A 17,014-nucleotide genomic window follows, 5' to 3' on the forward strand; every position below is an offset into this window, starting at 1 on the left:
GTCCATCGTTTCCCCTGATTCTGTTGTTTTCTTGGCAGAAGGGATGTTTTCAATTTTTGAAGCGTCAAATTTTGGTACGGTGTATCTTGCATCACCGTGCTGGTTAATCATGTCTTTCATTGCAGAACGAGTGATTTGCGAAGTACCGTACGTTTCTTTGTAATCTGCCGGATCCTTTGGAGCTGCAGATGTTTGGGTTACCGCGCCGCTTAAAAGAATGCCTGTGCTGAGTGTTACTGCTGTTGCCTGTTTGGCAAGCCTGCTAAAGTTCATAAGTCTTCCTCCTCGTTTTTTGTATGATTGCTAGTACAACTTGAATTATAGGTCAGTCCTGAGAGAACAGGTATGGCACATATTGACCTGAATTTAGTCGTATATTGATATGGGATTTAAGAGGGAGCGAGTCGAATTTGTCGAATTGATAAAGAAAGGGGAGGAGAAAGAATGAATTTTGCTGTTAAACCAGTCCTTACCGGAGAATTCGTCCAGTTGAGGCCGTTTCTTGTGGAAGAGGATATGCCTTATATAGAAGAGTGTTTAAAAGATCCTGTGGTACTTAAGTACACCGGGAGTGAAGCTGCATATGACAAGAAAAGAGTATATACATGGTATGCCTCAAGAAATGAGCAGTCCGACCGCCTTGATCTTGCCATCGTGGATAAAGCACGGCAAGTGCTTGTGGGAGAAGCGGTTGTTAATCTGTATAATGCCGAAGACCGCAGCATGAATTTCAGAATCCTGATCGGTGCGGGAGGAAGGGACCGCGGGCTCGGAACAGAAGCAACCCGGCTGATCATTGATTACATGTTTGAAAAAACAGATTTAAACAGTCTGACTCTGAGTGTTTTCGCTTTTAACCCTCGTGCAGTAAGAGTGTATGAAAAGTCGGGGTTTGAAACAGTAAGCATTGATAAAGATGAATTGGAGCACGACGGGAAATGGATCGATTCAATCAATATGATGCTGACAAGAGAAAACTGGGAGAAAAGAAGAGCATGAATCTCTTAAAACAAGTATAGATAAAAAAGGCATACCGCCTCTCCTTGAGCGGTATGCCTATTCCTTTGAAAACCTTTCCCAGGATTTCTGATATTCATTAAGCAGCTGTTTCCTGTTCAGCTGTCTGCCGACGTAAAGCTGGGTGGCTTCACCGAATTCCTCGCGGATTCCGACGGGGAAATCGAACCAGTTGGACGGAACGGCGCTGCCTTCTTTATAGGTTTGCAGGGTCTCTTCTGCAAGAGGACCGAGGTTCTCTGCTTGAATATGATCGAAGGCGGGAATGAATTTGAATTCTTCGGTCATGTACCGCTTTCCTTCTTCTGATGAGACCATCCAGTTCAAGAACTTTTTAGCTTCTTTTTTCTTTTCGGGACTGGACTGCTTGTTGACGGCCCAATAATTTGGAACACTCACAACGAGCGCTTCCTTCACCGGTCTGTCGTTGATCGGAATGGGCATAAAGCCGATGTCCATGTCCGGAGCAGCCTGATCAATCATCGGCTGGATCCAGTTTCCCTGCTGAATGACAGCTGCTTTGCCTGACGTGAAAAGGTCGACTTCCATTGCATAATCAGTTGTAAGCGGGTTGTCGTTTCCGTACTGGAGAGTGAGGTCGAGCAGATTCAGCAAGTCCTCGAAGTTTTGATTTGAGCTGATTTTTTCTTTTCCACTGTTCAGGTTTTGGATAAATGCTTCGGTGTTTTCCTGCTGGGCAAAAGCGATGTTCATTAGGTGATCACCCAGCTTCCAATCCTCATAATAGCCGGTTGCAAATGGAGTGACCCCTGAGTTTTTCAGTTTTTCTGCCGCAGCTCTTAGTTCAGATAGTGTTTCAGGAAGTTTCGCAACACCTGCTTTTTTGAAAAGGTCCCTGTTATAGATAAAACCATATCCCTCAAGGTTGACGGGCATGCCGTACACCTTTCCGTTCCGTTTCATTGGAACCAGAGCTTCGGGGTAAGCGTCATTCACCCATGGTTCATTGGATAAATCCTCAAGATAGTCCTGCCACAGTCTGGCGTTTTCATAGCCGGTGTTGGTGAAAATATCCGGTCCGCTGCCGGCTGCCATTTCCGCTTTTAAATCTGACAGATCATCCATTGCGCCCCCAACCGTATGCACGCGGATCTCAACATGAGGATTCTCCCTTTCATAAGCCCGCGTCATTTGTTCGAACTGGGTGGAAACCTCTATCTTAGGATTCCGCAGATCAAGTGTAATCTTTTCCTCTTTGACGTTCTGTTTTTCTGGCGCAGCATCGTTGTTGCATGCAGTAAGCAGCAGAAGAATTCCAATAAAATATATAACCTTTTTCATTCCGCCGCTTCCTTTCTGAATTCAAACGGTGTCATCCCGACAACTTTTTTAAACAGCTTGGAAAAATAGATTTCATCCTGATACCCGAGCATGGTCGAGATGGAGTAGATGGTTTTATCTGTTTCCCGCAGCCATGCTTTTGCCTGTTTGATCCGCAAATCCGTCATATACTTGGAAAGGGTCATTCCCGTTTCCTGCTTGAATTTCCTCGAAATATGCTCCCGGCTTAAAAAGAAAACGTTCGACAGCTTTTCCAGGCTTAAATCCTCCATATAATAGGTATCCACATAGGATACGATATCTTCCATGCGGCGGGCAGCATCCAGTTCATCCAGCCGGTGAATCGATCTGAATTCCTGGTTTTCAAGCTTTTTCAGAAGCTCCTGAAAGGAAGTTCTGACGTCCGTGAGGGAGATGGCTGACTCACCCTCGACAAGTCTTACAGGGAGGTCAAACTCTGAACTGATCCATTCTTCTGCTGTCAGCCACTGGTTCGGGGTGGTGATCACCAGACAGAGATTTAAGTCTGTCTGCAAGTGAAAAGCATTTCCCAGTCTGCGGTTCATAAGTTCTTCTGACAGTTTCTGAATATAGGGTTCCGGCTGGTGCATCTGATAAAAGGACAGCAAAGTCAGTTCATAGTCATCTGCTTCGGGAAGAAACTCGGCCAAGCTCTCTGTATCGGTACGGTCACCAAGACAGATAGATGTTGCAACCTGATTTCTTCGAAGTTTTTTCGCATCTTCCAGCACTTCCGCATGCTGAAAATCGTCTATCCAGGCCTGAACGGATTTTTCAAGCGTATGATTAAACGCTTCATATTCAATCGGCTTCAGCAGATAATCAAAGCTGCTGTGCTGGATCGCTTTGCGCATATAGGAATAATCATTATAGCCCGTAATAAAAACGACCTTCCCCGGATAAGAAATGGAATCGAGCCACTCAATCAGTTCCATGCCTGACATGCCGGGCATTTTAATATCTGTAAAAATCAGCTCCGGCTTTTCTTTTTCAATCCATTTTTTAGCTTCCTTGCCGTTGCCTGCTTCAAGCAATTCTGTAATTCCGTGCTTTTCCCATTCTCCCAGATGACGAATGACATCCCGCACATTAAACTCATCGTCAACAATCAGTGCCTTCACCTTGTTCAGCTCCCTTCTCCTGAGACCGGTATTTTCATCCGGACCGAAAATCCTTTTCCGTTCATTGAATCAACATGCAGCTGTGCGCCGGGTCCGTACCGGAGCAGGAGCCTGTCGCGAATATTTTTCAAGCCGATATGTTCGGTTGAATAGGTTCCCTCAAATGGGGGCGTATAAATGTTGTTCCGCAATGTCTCAAGCTTGTCCTCTGTCAGTCCGGGTCCGTCATTTTCCACCAGAAAATCAAGATGTCCGTCCTGAATGGAACCTTTAATGAGCAAGTGGGCACTGCTGAACCCTTCCTCATACGTGTGTTTAAAAAAGTTCTCGGCAAGCGGCTGCAGAATCATGCTTGGAATCGTCATGTCCAAAATGGAGTCGTCCATCTCGACTGAATAGCTCACTGAATCACCGAACCGTTCGGCCTGCAGCGCCAGGTATGCTTTTGTATAATCCACCTCGTCCCGGACCCGCACCCACTGGTCTGCCTGAAGGGAGTAGCGCATCATTCTCGACAGTGAGGTGATCAGCTGATAGACCTTTGGAGCCTTGGACCTAAGGGCAACCGCTCCGATCGACTGCAGGGCATTAAACAGGAAATGAGGGTTGATCTGTGATTTCAGCGCCATGAACTGATTCTTTCTGTTCTCTATCTCAAGCTTATATTCCCGGTCAATATGGGTGTTGATCCGGTTCATCATATCCTTCATGTGAGACTCAAGGTGACCGATTTCATCATCCCGGCTGTCATCAAACGGAACATTTTCGTTTCCGCCTTCAATCGAGCGGACCTTTTGGCTGAGGCTTGCAATCGGACGTGTAATCCGGTTTGAAATAACGGCAATCATTAAAAGACCGAGCAGTCCCACTCCGATCCCTACGATAATATTCGTATAGGCCGTTTTCCGGACATCTTCATATAAAGCCTGACTGGAAGATTTTTTAATCAGCTGCCATCCTTTTAACGATCCTGACAGCTCTTTAGAGAGAATAATATCCTGATTGTTTCCTTTAAGACGCTCCTTTTCTCCGTTTGGAAGGACTTCGCCAATCAGGGATCTGTCATTTGAATACATGACCCGGTTCTTTGAATCAAGCAGCAAGACAGAAGAATCATTGCCTTGTACAAGGTTATTGCAGATGCGCGCGTATTCTCCCATGTCGATATCAATCGAGATAACTCCGAGAAATTTCTTGGATAATACATCTTTTATTTTGTGATGAAACGTCAGCACCACTGTTTTATCCGATTCCGGAACAATGGCTGCGTTGTTGTAGTTTACAAGCGCGTGGGGCGGATCAATGATGTAATTCAGATCAGATGCATACAGTTCTTTCACCGGACCCTGCTCGAGAAAATCCGGCTGGTATCTGCGCGTGCTGATCATGGCATTATACAGCGTAAATGCTTCTTTATTTTTATCAATATAGAAACGCATTTGTCTGATTTCCTTTCTCATCAGATAAAAGGTTTCGAGACTTTTTTCCATTGTTTTCGGGCTGAAGTAGATAGAATCTTCAAATCCGTTGTTGAAGATCCTGAACAGGTCCGGATTACGGTAAAGAAGAGACGGGAAGTCGATCATCTCCTCAAAATACTGTTCGAGCTCCTCCGCATTTTCCTGCAGCTGCTCCCGGCTGTTTTCAAGCTCATACTGCTCGACACTGCTTTTTGTATATGTATAAATGAAAAAAACAGACAGGAAATACGGCAGCACAATGAATACCAGCAGCATAAGCAGCAGGCGGCTTTGTATGCTTTTCACTCGGGACGCTCCTTTCACTGGACGTTCTTTTCTGCATCCTAAAATCATATCAGACCCTCACTTTGGGTCAATCATGCCAAAGGATGATATGAAAAAGGCGTTATATCCTCCTATTTTCTGCAGGAAGGTTCAGGATTATGTTCCCGTTCAGGCACAATGGGCAAACAAAGAAGGATAAATATGATTTCAGCTTTATGTAAGGAGAATCCGAATTTTTTAACAGACGTCACCTTGTCAAAAAAGAGAATCCAGAGTATATTTAATTGAGAATGATAATCAATCGTAATTACTTAATCATAAATAGATGATTCATAAAGGGGTTGGCGGGCGTGAAGAAACACGAACTGTTTGATGTAACAGTCATCGGAGGAGGTCCGGCGGGGCTGTATTCAGCTTTTTACAGCGGGCTAAGGGAAATGAAAACGAAAATCATTGAATTTCAGCCGATGCTTGGCGGAAAGGTTCACGTATATCCTGAAAAGATGATCTGGGATATAGGCGGAATGACTCCCATCACAGGTGCAAAATTAATTGAGCAGCTTGTTAAGCAGGGGCTTACGTTTCAGCCGGAGGTCGTGCTGAATGAGAAAATCGTGTCCATTTCAAAGAATGAAGAGGGAATCTTTGTACTGAAAGCAGCATCAGACCGCACCCATTTCTCCAAAACGGTCATAGCAGCAGTTGGAGGCGGCATACTGAACCCTCAGAAACTTGAAATTGAAGGGGCAGAGAGATTTGAAGTATCAAACCTGAATTACACGATTAAATCGTTAAAGCGCTTTAAAGATAAGACGGTTATTATCTCCGGGGGCGGGAATTCGGCGATAGACTGGGCGCTTGAACTGGAGCCGGTAGCAAAGAGTGTCTATGTTGTTTACCGAAAGGATGCCCTTAAAGGCCATGAAGCACAAGTATCCCAGCTGATGAACAGCAGAGCGGAGTGCCTTTTCCATACATCGATTACAAAGCTCCTCGCTTCTGATGATCACGAACGAATTCAACAGGTAGAACTGACGAATCAGAAAACAGGGGAAACCTTCCTTCTCGAAGTGGATGAAGTAGTGATTAACCATGGATATGAAAGGGACGCAGCCCTGCTGCAAAACAGCAGCCTGAACATAGCTCTTGCTGAGGAGTTTTATATTGCCGGGAACGAATCAAGCGAATCATCTGTCGAAGGTCTTTATGCAGCCGGTGATATTCTCATGCATGAAGGCAAACTGCATCTGATTGCGGGAGCTTTTCAGGATGCGGCAAACGCCGTGAACAAGGCAAAGCAGTACATACAGCCGGGAGCGCAAAAAGCAGCAATGGTTTCTTCTCATAATGAAGTGTTTAAGAAGAGGAACAGGGAATTAGTTAAAGAGATGATGAAATAACGGAATAATAGAGAGGGCGCATCTTTCTTGATTTCTGAAACTGTAAAAACATATATAAAGCAATGCGTTTTATGGGGAAATCACATTGCTTTATGTATTTATATTTTTTTGAATATGGAACGTTTCAAGTGAAAATACTTGCCGCCGAATATACCAACAATAAACTCATGATCACTCGAAAGAACTTGTCATATTCAGAAAAGAATTTTTTGAACATTGAACCGAACCCAGACCACAATAAAAGTGCTGTCCACCCTAGAAGAATAGACAGAGATAAGTAAAAACCTATTGCTTCATATGATGTATAGTACGGTAATATAAAAATACTCATAACGGTTAAAAAGAATAAAATGCTTTTTATATTTATTAGCTGGAAGATAAACCCGGATAAAAAAGAAGATCTCTCGATGCTGGAATCTTCCCCCGAGCCCTTTCGGAAGCCCACCCTCCATGCCAAGTAGAGTAAATATGCCGCACCAGCTGCTTTAAAATACGGCTCTACTAAAGGGATCGAATCGTATAAGCTTGTAGTAAATACTCCGCTTAAAAGACCTAATAATGCAAATCCTGCCAATATTCCGCTGTTGAATTTCCATGATTTTATAAAACCGAATTTCCGTCCTTCATTCATCATTAAAATATTGCTTGGACCTGGTGTAACTGAAGTAATAATTACATAGGAAAGAAACGCTGCTATATTCATAAATCCACCTTCATTTTCTAATTTACTATTGAACAGTCTTTATTGTAAGATGACATTGATGATAAATAAAATCGAAATTGTTATTTTCATTATCATTTTTTTCGATAGTATTTTCTGGTAAGGAGAAACGTTATGGAAATCAGACACCTAGTAACATTTATGACGATTGTGGAAATAGGAAGTTATACAGCCGCTGCTTCTAAGCTAGGCTATACGCAATCCACAATTACTGCACATATACAATCGCTTGAACAAGAAATTGGAGGAGAGTTATTCACTTATGTAAAAAGGAAGCTGCAGCTTACTCATACAGGCAGGGAACTGATCCCCCTAGCCGAAGATCTACTGGCTACTCATGAACAAATAAAAAATATGCGGGGTGCCAATGAATTTGGAGGAGTTTTAAAAGTGGCTGCTCCGGAATCACTGACTATTTCAAGGCTGTCCCCAATTATTAGAGAGTTCACTTTAAAATATCCTCATGTCAGACTTATACTTAGCAACGGTACATGCGGGCAAAACCAAATTGACCTGATGACAGGACGGGCAGATGTCGCCTTTATGGTCTATCCGGAATTTAAACCGGAGAAATGCTATCATTATCCACTGCTTGAGGAGAAAATTGTCCTTGTGAGCAGCAATAATAGTCTGGACCATTTTGACCAATACAAAAGAAACCAAACCAACCATTTTTTTATCACAAATGAAGAAGGCTGCAGTTACAGGTCAATGTTTGAAAAATATCTCTTGAAACGTGATCTATACAACTTTCAAATAATGGAATTATGGAGTATAGAAGCTATTAAAAAGATTGTTATGAGTGGGATTGGCTTTTCTGTATTGCCTTACATTACTGTTAAAGAAGAAATAGAAAGGGGAGAATTGAAAATCATTCATCACAATGAAAAGTTTGAGCGAATTTATTCTCATATGCTGATAAAAAGGAAAAAATGGCTGTCTCCAGCAGTAAAAGCATTTGTTGAGCTTGTTTTAAATTCAACCAATGAAGCGGATAAAGGTGTTCAAAATAAAATCGTGGAATTAACCAATTGATTATAGAACTGACAAATAATTAATAGAGTGCTGAATATAGTGCGATATCAGTTGGAAATGGAAATGACATTTTCAGATGTGGTTACGCAGCTCGGACAAAACAAAGCGAATCCCATAGAGGCTATTTGCGCCGTTTCCCAGAAAGTGACGTCTAATATGGGGATTCTGGGAGAGCAGGTTGATTGCGGGACTGTAAACTAAAAGCATAAATACTAAAGCCGCTTCCATCCAGTGAAGCGGCTTTTTTACATTATGGGTAAGGCATAGCTGACATGAATCTGCTTTGAATGTGCTCACTTTTGATTTGAGGAAAAGGTTTCGTGATATTGTTAAGAAAAGATTAAATGTGTAAAAAGAAACAGGAATTTGTCGTTTTATTTCGAATGTGTATAGAGTTAAGCAACATGCCCTATAAATGGTCCTAGGAGGATGAGAATGGCTCAAAATGAAATGATGCATCCGAAATTAAGCAAAGTGATTGAAAATATAGAGCACGTTATGGTCGGAAAGCGCGATGTTGCCGTGTTAAGCCTTGTGGCAATTCTTGCGGAAGGACATGTTCTGCTTGAAGATGTCCCTGGAGTCGGAAAAACGATGATGGTCAGATCTCTTGCCAAATCGGTGGGGGCGGATTTTAAGAGAATTCAGTTCACCCCTGACTTGCTTCCCTCGGATGTCACTGGCGTATCCATCTACAATCCTAAAACCCTTGAATTTGAATACCGTCCGGGTCCGATCATGGGCAACATTGTCCTTGCGGATGAAATCAACCGGACATCTCCTAAAACGCAGTCTGCTCTTCTGGAAGGAATGGAGGAGGCCAATGTAACGGTCGACGGGGTGACAAAATCGCTCGGCAAGCCGTTTTTCGTTATGGCAACTCAGAACCCCATTGAGTATGAAGGCACCTACCCTCTGCCTGAAGCGCAGCTGGACCGGTTCCTTTTCAAAATCAGAATGGGATACCCATCTGCAGGTGAAGAGCTTGAGATCCTGAACCTTGCGGAAAAAGAGCGCCCGATTCACAAACTTGAACCTGTCATCACAAAAGAAGAACTTGTTAAGTTGCAGGGTGAAATTCAAACCGTGTATGTGGACGAAACGGTTAAACGGTATATTATTGACCTCGTCACAAAAACACGCAAACATCCGTCCGTTTATTTAGGAGCAAGTCCCCGCGGGTCCATCGCCCTTATGAAAGCTGCGCAGGCATATGCCTTTTTATACGGCCGTGATTATGTGATTCCGGATGATATCCAGTTCCTTGCCCCATACACCCTTCCTCACCGGATGATCCTTAAGTCCGAAGCGAAATACGAAGGGAAGTCTGCCGGACAGCTGCTGACTGAAATCATTTCCAGGACACCAGTTCCTGTGCAAAGGTCGATGAGCCGTTAATGAAGAGTTTTTTTCTGAGAATCCGGTATGTCTGGAAGCTTGTCAGTCTGTTGTTTTTCACGGCGGTTACCTTTGCATATGCGATGTTTCAGGGGGGATTTGTCAGCTGGTTTCTTTTTTACAGCTTTCTGCCGATTTCCCTGTATTCACTGCTCGTTGCCCTCTACCCGCTGCGGACGTTTGAGGTCACAAGGGCCATTAATCAGGAGCAGTTTTCAGTGGGAGAAAAGCTGATTGGGATAATAACAATTGAGCGTGCCTTCCCGTTTCCCTTGTTTTACTTGGTGGTGGAGGATGTGCTGCCGGAAAAACTCTCCAAACTTAAGGAGCGGCAGGAGCCGAAAAAGCTGCTGTATCCATGGTTTAAAAAGAAAATCACCATGAGCTACGAATTAAGCCGGATGCCAAGAGGCGAACACCGGTTTACACAGGTCCGAGTCAGAACCGGCGACTTGTTCGGGCTGATTGATAAAGAAGTGACATTCGATGCCGAAAACTATTTCCTCGTTTATCCGCATTCTGTTGATTTATCCTACAGGCAGAATGAAAAACAGTTTGAGCAGGGCGCAGCGAGTTCAAAAGCGAAGTTCTGGCAGGATACGACAATGGCTATCGGCATCAGGGATTATCAGCCGGGAGACAGGTTCTCCTGGATTGACTGGAAATCAACTGCAAGACGCGACCGCATTATGACAAAGGAATTCGAACAGATGCAGAGTCATGATGTTGTAGTGATGATGGACCGCTCGCCATCAGATGTATTTGAGGAAATCGTCACGTTCTCGGCATCCCTGGCAAAATCAGTTATCAAAAGCGGGGCCAAACTTGGATTTGTTTCCATCGGCAGCGAAAAGTCCATTTTTTCCATTCAGGAAACGGAACAGCATCTGCAGCAAATCTACTATCACCTTGCAAAAACGGACTGCGACAGCGGAACATCGTTTGCGGAAATTGCAGAAACTGAGCTTCCTGTCTGGCAGTCTAAAAATGCGACCCCTCTGCTTGTCACATCCGCCCTATCTCTTGATTTGGTCAGAAAGCTTGAGCGCCTGGGATCGCGCAGCCATGCGGCGCTCGTCTTTCTTGTGAAAAAAGAGGGTGAACGGATAACAAGTGAAGAAAAAGTGATGATGGACCGGCTGATGAAACGGAAAATCATAACAAAAGCCGTCGGAGCGGGACGGTTTGAAGAAGCCTTTAAAGAGGTGAGCATGCTGTGAGTGAACAATTTGAAAAACAGACAGCGATTTTCATCTACTATGCCTTTGCCTTTCTTTTATTATGGGAGTGGCTCAGACCGCTTCAGGACTTTACCGAAACAGGAAATACCCTTGTGTTTGTTCTGTTTATCGGCATCAGCTTCTTTTTCATTTCAATTGGAGCCAAATGGTACACCGCTGCTGCTGTAAAATTCGTCTATATTCTGTTTGTGCAGCATCTTTTGTTTTTTGAAGGATCTCTTTTGAATCCTTCCTGGATAGGGACGTTTATAAATGACATTAGAGATAACATTGCTCTTATGATGAATGCGTCATGGATGGATATAACATCGCCATTCAGGACGCTGCTGTTCTTTGTCCTGCTTTGGCTGCTTGTGTACCTGATCAATTATTGGATCGTTGTCCAGAAGCGGATCATGTTCTTTTTTATCATCACTCTTGTGTATGTCACGGTTCTTGACACGTTCACAGAGTATGATGCAAGCATCGCCATTGTAAGAATTGTCGTAATTGGCTTTGTGCTGATTGGTCTTTTATATCTGGAAAGGCTGCGTATTCTGGAACGGATCAAGAGGGAGCGCTATATGACAGTCAAGTGGGTTCTGCCGCTTACTGCCTTGATAGGTTCTGCCGTTTTTATCGGAATTCTTGCCCCGAAAGCGGAGCCGCAGTGGCCTGACCCGGTTCCTTATTTGACGGCTTACGGAAGTCAGGATGAAGGACCGAACGGCGGTGTCAATAAAATTGGCTACGGCCCTAATGATGAACAGCTCGGCGGCTCTTTTGTAGCTGACAATACTCCTGTTTTCACCGCTGTTGCTGAAGACCGTCACTACTGGAAAGTCGAGACAAAAGATGTTTACACAGGAAAGGGATGGGAACTGTCAGATCCTGAAGCGGATAATGTGCAGATGGATCCGGATGAAATCACGGTCCTTTCAACAGAAGAAGGGACAGAGACCGTTCCGATGACAGCCAGTGTGGAAATTGACCGCAGGTACAGATATGATCACATCATTTACCCTGCAGGCGTGCAGTCTGTCAGCCTTCCTGAGAATGCCGTCCTTGATGTGAACCCGATTTCTGAACAGATGAGACCGCGCATTTCAGAAGACAGAGGCTACTTCCCGCCCGGCTCCTACGAAACGGCATACAATTTTCCTAACTTTAAAATTGACGAACTGCGGAAAGTCACATCAAATACAGGACTCTCAGAAGAGGAGATTGCCCGGTATACACAGCTGCCTGAAGAGCTTCCGCAGCGTGTCCGCGATCTTGCGCTTAATCTGACGGAGAGCAACGGCAATTATTATGATAAGGCAAAATCAATCGAGACGTACCTGGGCGGTTCGCAGTTTTCCTATGAAACAACGGATGTTGCGGTTCCGAGAGGGGAAGAGGATTACGTTGACCAGTTCCTTTTTGAGACGTTTAAAGGCTACTGTGATAACTTCTCCACTTCCATGATCGTTCTGCTCCGTGCTGCGGATATTCCTGCCCGCTGGGTGAAAGGCTATTCAGACGGTTCCTTCGTCCAGAGTCTTGGAGGCAGCAAAAAAGAGTATACAGTGACAAACAATAATGCCCACTCCTGGGTTGAAGTTTATTTCAGCGGCATCGGCTGGGTGCCTTTTGAGCCGACGAAAAGCTTTACAAACCCCTATGATTTTACGTTTAACCTGAATACTTCCGAAACGCCTGAAGCTGAAACACCGGAACAAAGAGAACCTGAGCGGGAGCCGGTTCCTGAAGATAGCCGGACGGAAAATTCAGGAGGAACATCAGAAAACCCTCTTCCGTTCAACATTCAGATCGGCAGTACTGCTTTTTATCTCATTCTGGCAGCAGCTGCGGTCATTGCGTTTGTTCTATATAAAACAAGATTAAGATGGATGCCGTACGTTATCCTGTTCAGGTATAAGCACCGGAAGGACGAAAAGGTCTACGGTGAGGCCTACAATGCCCTTCTTAAACAGCTTGAACGATACGGACTGAAGCGTCAGGACGGGCAGACCCTGCGTGATTATGCCCGTTATATCGACTCGTTTTTTGATATGCGGGATATGACCCAGCTCACGGCCAGCTACGAAAAATCGCTGTACAGGGGAGACAGTTCGAAAGAAGAATGGATAAAATCCATGAAGTTGTGGGAAAATTTAATTAAAAAGATAGCATCTTGACCGAATTGCGGGAGATTGTTAGAATAGGGAAAAATTAATAGTGCTTACCCTTCATATATCCTCGATAATATGGTTCGAGAGTCTCTACCGGATTGCCGCAAATAATCTGACTATGAAGGCAGAATATACACCTGTAAAAGCTGGAATTCTGCCTTCTTTTCTTTTTGGATTGGAAGGTATAGTTCCAGCTTTTTTTATGCTCAGTTTCTGAATCCTATTTTTATAGGGTATCTTTTAAATGAGGTGAACATCCGTGAACAACTTGCAAGATGAAATGGTAGTCGTATTGGATTTCGGAAGTCAGTACAACCAGCTGATTACCCGCAGAATCCGTGAGCTTGGCGTATACAGTGAGCTTCATCCCCACACGTTGACAGCAGAAGAGATCAAGGAAATGAACCCTAAAGGAATTATCCTTTCAGGCGGACCAAACAGTGTATACGGCGAAAATGCTTTCCGCTGCGATGAGCGGATTTTCGACCTGGGCATCCCGGTTTTTGGGATTTGCTACGGTATGCAGCTGATGACTCACTACCTTGGCGGGAAAGTAGAAGCTGCCAATCACCGTGAGTACGGAAAAGCAACATTGAACGTTCAAACAGAAACAGCCCTTTTTGCCGATCTTCCTAAACAGCAGATCGTGTGGATGAGCCACGGCGATCTTGTAGCTGATATCCCGAATGACTTTATCGTTGATGCAACAAGCCCGTCATGTCCGTTTGCTGCAATCAGCAATGAGGAAAGACGACTTTACGGCGTTCAGTTCCATCCGGAAGTGCGCCATTCAGAATTCGGAAACGATATGCTCCGCAATTTCGTATTCGGAGTTTGCGGATGCAGCGGCGAGTGGTCCATCGAAAGCTTTATTGAGCTTGAACTTCAAAAGATCCGCGATGAAGTCGGCGACAAAAAAGTGCTTTGTGCACTGAGCGGCGGCGTAGATTCTTCTGTTGTAGCCGTACTTATTCATAAAGCGATTGGCGACCAGCTGACATGTATCTTTGTTGACCACGGGCTTCTCCGCAAAGATGAAGCTGAGGGCGTAATGAAGACATTCAGCGAAGGCTTTAACATGAACGTCATTAAAGTGGATGCAAAAGACCGCTTCATGGACAAACTCCGCGGCGTATCCGATCCTGAGCAAAAACGTAAAATCATCGGCAATGAGTTTATTTATGTATTTGATGATGAGGCAACGAAGCTTGAAGGCATCGAATTCCTTGCGCAGGGTACGCTTTACACAGATATTATCGAGAGCGGAACGGCAACAGCTCAAACAATTAAATCTCATCATAACGTAGGCGGCCTGCCGGAGGACATGCAGTTCAAACTGATTGAGCCGCTTAACACTCTATTCAAGGATGAAGTGCGCGCGCTTGGTTCAGAGCTTGGCATTCCTGATGCAATCGTTTGGCGCCAGCCTTTCCCGGGTCCTGGACTTGGTATTCGCGTATTGGGTGAGATCTCAGAAGAAAAACTTGAGATTGTTCGTGAATCAGATGCAATCCTTCGTGAAGAAATCGCAAAAGCGGGTCTTGAACGTGATGTATGGCAGTACTTCACCGTTCTCCCTGATATCCGCAGTGTAGGTGTTATGGGGGATGCAAGAACGTATGACTACACAATCGGCATCCGTGCCGTAACGTCAATCGACGGCATGACCTCTGACTGGGCACGTATTCCTTGGGAGGTTCTCGAGATCATTTCTACTCGCATTGTAAATGAAGTAAAACACATAAACCGCGTAGTTTATGACATCACGAGCAAGCCGCCAGCTACAATTGAGTGGGAATAAACGAACAAAAACGAACATTTTATATAAAATGTTCGTTTTTTGTTGACGACTTTATGCCTATGCTGATAAGATAGACCTATCAAAATATTGTCTAAATACGTCGTATAAAGTTGGGGATATGGCCCAAAAGTTTCTACCAAGCTGCCGTAAAGAGCTTGACTACGAGGTGTTATATAGTTCGGTGCATTTGGGATAACTCTAACATGTGCCAACCTGTCTAATATCCATGTCGTCAAGCGCTCCTCTGCAGCAGGGAGCGCTTTTTTGCACTTATCTGTTTGTTCATACACGGGCCCCCCGGCACGGCGTTAAGATACAGGAGGATTTAACATGAAAAAGTATTTTCAGTTTGAAGAGCTCGGCACGAACTACCGCCGCGAGTTTATCGGCGGACTCACAACGTTCCTTTCTATGGCTTACATCCTGTTCGTCAATCCGCTGACACTTTCTTTGGCGTCAGTGCCTGATTTTCCGAATGAATTAAGAATGGATCAGGGAGCTGTGTTTACGGCAACTGCTCTTGCTGCAGCAATTGGTTCCCTCTTAATGGGGCTCATAGCCAGGTATCCGATAGCGCTTGCTCCGGGAATGGGGCTGAACGCATTCTTCGCCTTTACAGTTGTTCTTACAATGGGCATCCCTTGGCAGACAGCATTGTCCGGCGTTCTTGTTTCGGGTCTGATCTTTATCGTTTTAACAACGTCAGGTCTCCGCGAAAAAATCATTAATTCAATCCCTGAGGAACTAAAGTATGCCGTTGGAGCCGGTATTGGATTGTTTATTACTTTTGTAGGTTTTCAGAATGCAGGAATCATAACAAACAATGACGCTGTGCTTGTTGGTCTCGGCAATCTAAAAGACGGAAACGCATTGCTTGCGATTTTCGGAGTGTTTGTGACTGTGATCTTTATGGTTAAGCGAATCAACGGAGGAATTTTCTACGGAATGATCCTTACAGCGATTGTGGGAATGATCTTTCAATTAATCGACGTTCCAACTCAGGTGGTTGGAGCTGTTCCGAGTCTTGAGCCGACATTCGGTGCTGCTTTTGCAAATCTGGATCAATTGTTTACTCTTCAAATGCTTGTAGTTATACTGACTTTCCTTTTTGCAGATTTCTTTGATACAGCCGGAACGCTTGTAGCGGTAGCCAACCAGGCGGGTCTTATTAAAGAAAACAAACTTCCTAGAGCAAGCAAAGCGCTTTTCGCGGACTCTGCTGCAACGGTTATTGGATCGATTTTAGGTACATCAACAACGACTTCCTATATTGAATCATCTGCAGGAGTTGCGGCAGGTGCGAGAACGGGATTTGCATCCGTCGTTACAGCCGGACTGTTCCTGCTCGCCTTGTTCTTCTCCCCGCTGCTCGGTGTCATCACAGCGCCGGTAACAGCACCTGCACTTATTATAGTAGGAATACTCATGGTTTCATCTCTCGGAAAAATTGACTGGAACAAGTTTGAGATTGCTGTACCGGCATTCCTGACCATCATTGCCATGCCGCTCACGTACAGCATTGCAACAGGAATTGCGATTGGATTTATCTTTTATCCGGTAACGATGATTGTGAAAGGGAAGGCGAAAGAGATTCATCCGATCATGTATGGATTGTTCATCATCTTCATCCTCTACTTTGTCTTTTTGGCAGGATAATAGAATAGAAGAAAAAAAGAGGTGCTGCGGCATCTCTTTTTTTGTTGACTTTACCTGCGGGTGTTGGTATATTACCTCTTGTGCTTTTTAAGAGAAAGGCACGGGGCTGAAAAATACCACTAAAAAAACGTTGACGCATCAAAGTTATCGTGGTATATTAATATCTGTTGTCGCGAACGAATTACAACACAGCTTCTGAAAAAAGATGTTGACTTTATGAATCTAGTATAGTATGATTTAAAAGTTGCTCTTGAAGCAAAAAAAATGATCTTTGAAAACTAAACAAAACCAAAAGCGTACCAAACGTTTTAAATTTTTAAGTCAGCAACATTTATGAGTCACAAATTTTCTTCGGAGAGTTTGATCCTGGCTCAGGACGAACGCTGGCGGCGTGCCTAATACA

Annotated in this window: 12 protein-coding genes, 1 pseudogene and 2 riboswitches; of the genes and pseudogenes, 8 read left to right on the top strand and 5 right to left on the bottom strand. The window is 44.3% G+C overall.

The features are described 5' to 3' along the window. A pseudogene (locus tag ACTSEZ_RS20475) lies at window positions 1-273 on the bottom strand (glycoside hydrolase family 68 protein); the annotation flags it as partial. Between the two features lie 171 nt (window positions 274-444). Between ACTSEZ_RS20475 and ACTSEZ_RS20480 the strand changes: the two are divergent. Next, window positions 445-999, top strand: coding sequence for a GNAT family N-acetyltransferase (locus ACTSEZ_RS20480; protein WP_369736087.1), 555 nt, complete (start codon window positions 445-447; stop codon window positions 997-999). Window positions 1,000-1,056: 57 nt separating this feature from the next. Here the strand turns inward: ACTSEZ_RS20480 and ACTSEZ_RS20485 are convergent, their stop codons facing one another. Genes ACTSEZ_RS20485 through ACTSEZ_RS20495 form a run of 3 tightly spaced genes read right to left on the bottom strand, consistent with a single transcriptional unit; the run spans window position 1,057 to window position 5,227 of the window. Then, window positions 1,057-2,319 (bottom strand): ABC transporter substrate-binding protein, encoded by a 1,263-nt coding sequence (locus tag ACTSEZ_RS20485; protein ID WP_369736088.1) that lies wholly within the window; start codon window positions 2,317-2,319, stop codon window positions 1,057-1,059. Beyond that, entirely contained in the window at window positions 2,316-3,461 is a 1,146-nt protein-coding gene (locus ACTSEZ_RS20490) for a response regulator (RefSeq protein WP_369736089.1), read from the bottom strand. The genes ACTSEZ_RS20485 and ACTSEZ_RS20490 overlap by 4 nt, the downstream gene beginning before the upstream one ends. A gap of 5 nt (window positions 3,462-3,466) precedes the next feature. Further along, window positions 3,467-5,227: a sensor histidine kinase gene (locus ACTSEZ_RS20495; RefSeq protein ID WP_369736090.1), complete on the bottom strand. Its 1,761-nt coding sequence runs from the start codon at window positions 5,225-5,227 to the stop codon at window positions 3,467-3,469. Between the two features lie 329 nt (window positions 5,228-5,556). On the opposite strand from ACTSEZ_RS20495, the gene ACTSEZ_RS20500 reads away from it, so the two are divergent. Then, window positions 5,557-6,606, top strand: coding sequence for an NAD(P)/FAD-dependent oxidoreductase (locus tag ACTSEZ_RS20500; RefSeq protein WP_369736091.1), 1,050 nt, complete (start codon window positions 5,557-5,559; stop codon window positions 6,604-6,606). A 124-nt stretch (window positions 6,607-6,730) separates the two neighbouring features. On the opposite strand, the gene ACTSEZ_RS20505 is transcribed toward ACTSEZ_RS20500, so the two are convergent. Continuing rightward, window positions 6,731-7,309 carry a LysE family translocator gene (locus ACTSEZ_RS20505; protein ID WP_369736092.1) on the bottom strand — a complete coding sequence of 193 codons (579 nt, stop codon included), beginning with the start codon at window positions 7,307-7,309 and terminating at the stop codon, window positions 6,731-6,733. A gap of 132 nt (window positions 7,310-7,441) precedes the next feature. Here ACTSEZ_RS20505 and ACTSEZ_RS20510 point away from each other — a divergent pair, with 132 nt between their 5' ends. The 6 genes from ACTSEZ_RS20510 (at window position 7,442) to ACTSEZ_RS20535 (ending at window position 16,611) form a co-directional block, all read left to right on the top strand. After that, a complete protein-coding gene (locus ACTSEZ_RS20510) occupies window positions 7,442-8,362 on the top strand; it encodes a LysR family transcriptional regulator (protein ID WP_369736093.1) in 921 nt (306 codons plus the stop codon). Window positions 8,363-8,797: 435 nt separating this feature from the next. Beyond that, window positions 8,798-9,760, top strand: coding sequence for an AAA family ATPase (locus ACTSEZ_RS20515; RefSeq protein ID WP_369736094.1), 963 nt, complete (start codon window positions 8,798-8,800; stop codon window positions 9,758-9,760). Beyond that, entirely contained in the window at window positions 9,760-10,980 is a 1,221-nt protein-coding gene (locus ACTSEZ_RS20520) for a DUF58 domain-containing protein (protein WP_369736095.1), read from the top strand. The genes ACTSEZ_RS20515 and ACTSEZ_RS20520 overlap by 1 nt, the downstream gene beginning before the upstream one ends. Next, window positions 10,977-13,160: a transglutaminase TgpA family protein gene (locus ACTSEZ_RS20525; protein ID WP_369736096.1), complete on the top strand. Its 2,184-nt coding sequence runs from the start codon at window positions 10,977-10,979 to the stop codon at window positions 13,158-13,160. Before ACTSEZ_RS20520 ends, ACTSEZ_RS20525 begins: the two co-directional genes overlap by 4 nt. Before the next feature lie 31 nt (window positions 13,161-13,191). Further along, a riboswitch (purine riboswitch) is annotated at window positions 13,192-13,293 on the top strand. A 141-nt stretch (window positions 13,294-13,434) separates the two neighbouring features. After that, on the top strand, window positions 13,435-14,955 hold the full coding sequence (guaA, locus tag ACTSEZ_RS20530; protein ID WP_029286129.1) for a glutamine-hydrolyzing GMP synthase: 1,521 nt from the start codon (window positions 13,435-13,437) through the stop codon (window positions 14,953-14,955). Window positions 14,956-15,035: 80 nt separating this feature from the next. After that, a riboswitch (purine riboswitch) is annotated at window positions 15,036-15,137 on the top strand. Between the two features lie 148 nt (window positions 15,138-15,285). Continuing rightward, window positions 15,286-16,611 carry an NCS2 family permease gene (locus ACTSEZ_RS20535; protein ID WP_369736097.1) on the top strand — a complete coding sequence of 442 codons (1,326 nt, stop codon included), beginning with the start codon at window positions 15,286-15,288 and terminating at the stop codon, window positions 16,609-16,611. The last annotated feature ends 403 nt before the right edge of the window (window positions 16,612-17,014 follow it).

Origin of the sequence: Metabacillus mesotrionivorans (genome assembly GCF_052171315.1) — a bacterium.
Taxonomy (GTDB): domain Bacteria; phylum Bacillota; class Bacilli; order Bacillales; family Bacillaceae; genus Bacillus_P.

Bases quoted from the DNA above. Each gene is read 5' to 3' on its own strand.
- ACTSEZ_RS20520 (WP_369736095.1), top strand. From the start codon at position 9,760: ATGAAGAGTTTTTTTCTGAGAATCCGGTATGTCTGGAAGCTTGTCAGT.
- ACTSEZ_RS20535 (WP_369736097.1), top strand. From the start codon at position 15,286: ATGAAAAAGTATTTTCAGTTTGAAGAGCTCGGCACGAACTACCGCCGC.
- ACTSEZ_RS20485 (WP_369736088.1), bottom strand. From the start codon at position 2,319: ATGAAAAAGGTTATATATTTTATTGGAATTCTTCTGCTGCTTACTGCA.
- ACTSEZ_RS20480 (WP_369736087.1), top strand. From the start codon at position 445: ATGAATTTTGCTGTTAAACCAGTCCTTACCGGAGAATTCGTCCAGTTG.
- guaA (WP_029286129.1), top strand. From the start codon at position 13,435: ATGGTAGTCGTATTGGATTTCGGAAGTCAGTACAACCAGCTGATTACC.
- ACTSEZ_RS20510 (WP_369736093.1), top strand. From the start codon at position 7,442: ATGGAAATCAGACACCTAGTAACATTTATGACGATTGTGGAAATAGGA.
- ACTSEZ_RS20505 (WP_369736092.1), bottom strand. From the start codon at position 7,309: ATGAATATAGCAGCGTTTCTTTCCTATGTAATTATTACTTCAGTTACA.
- ACTSEZ_RS20515 (WP_369736094.1), top strand. From the start codon at position 8,798: ATGGCTCAAAATGAAATGATGCATCCGAAATTAAGCAAAGTGATTGAA.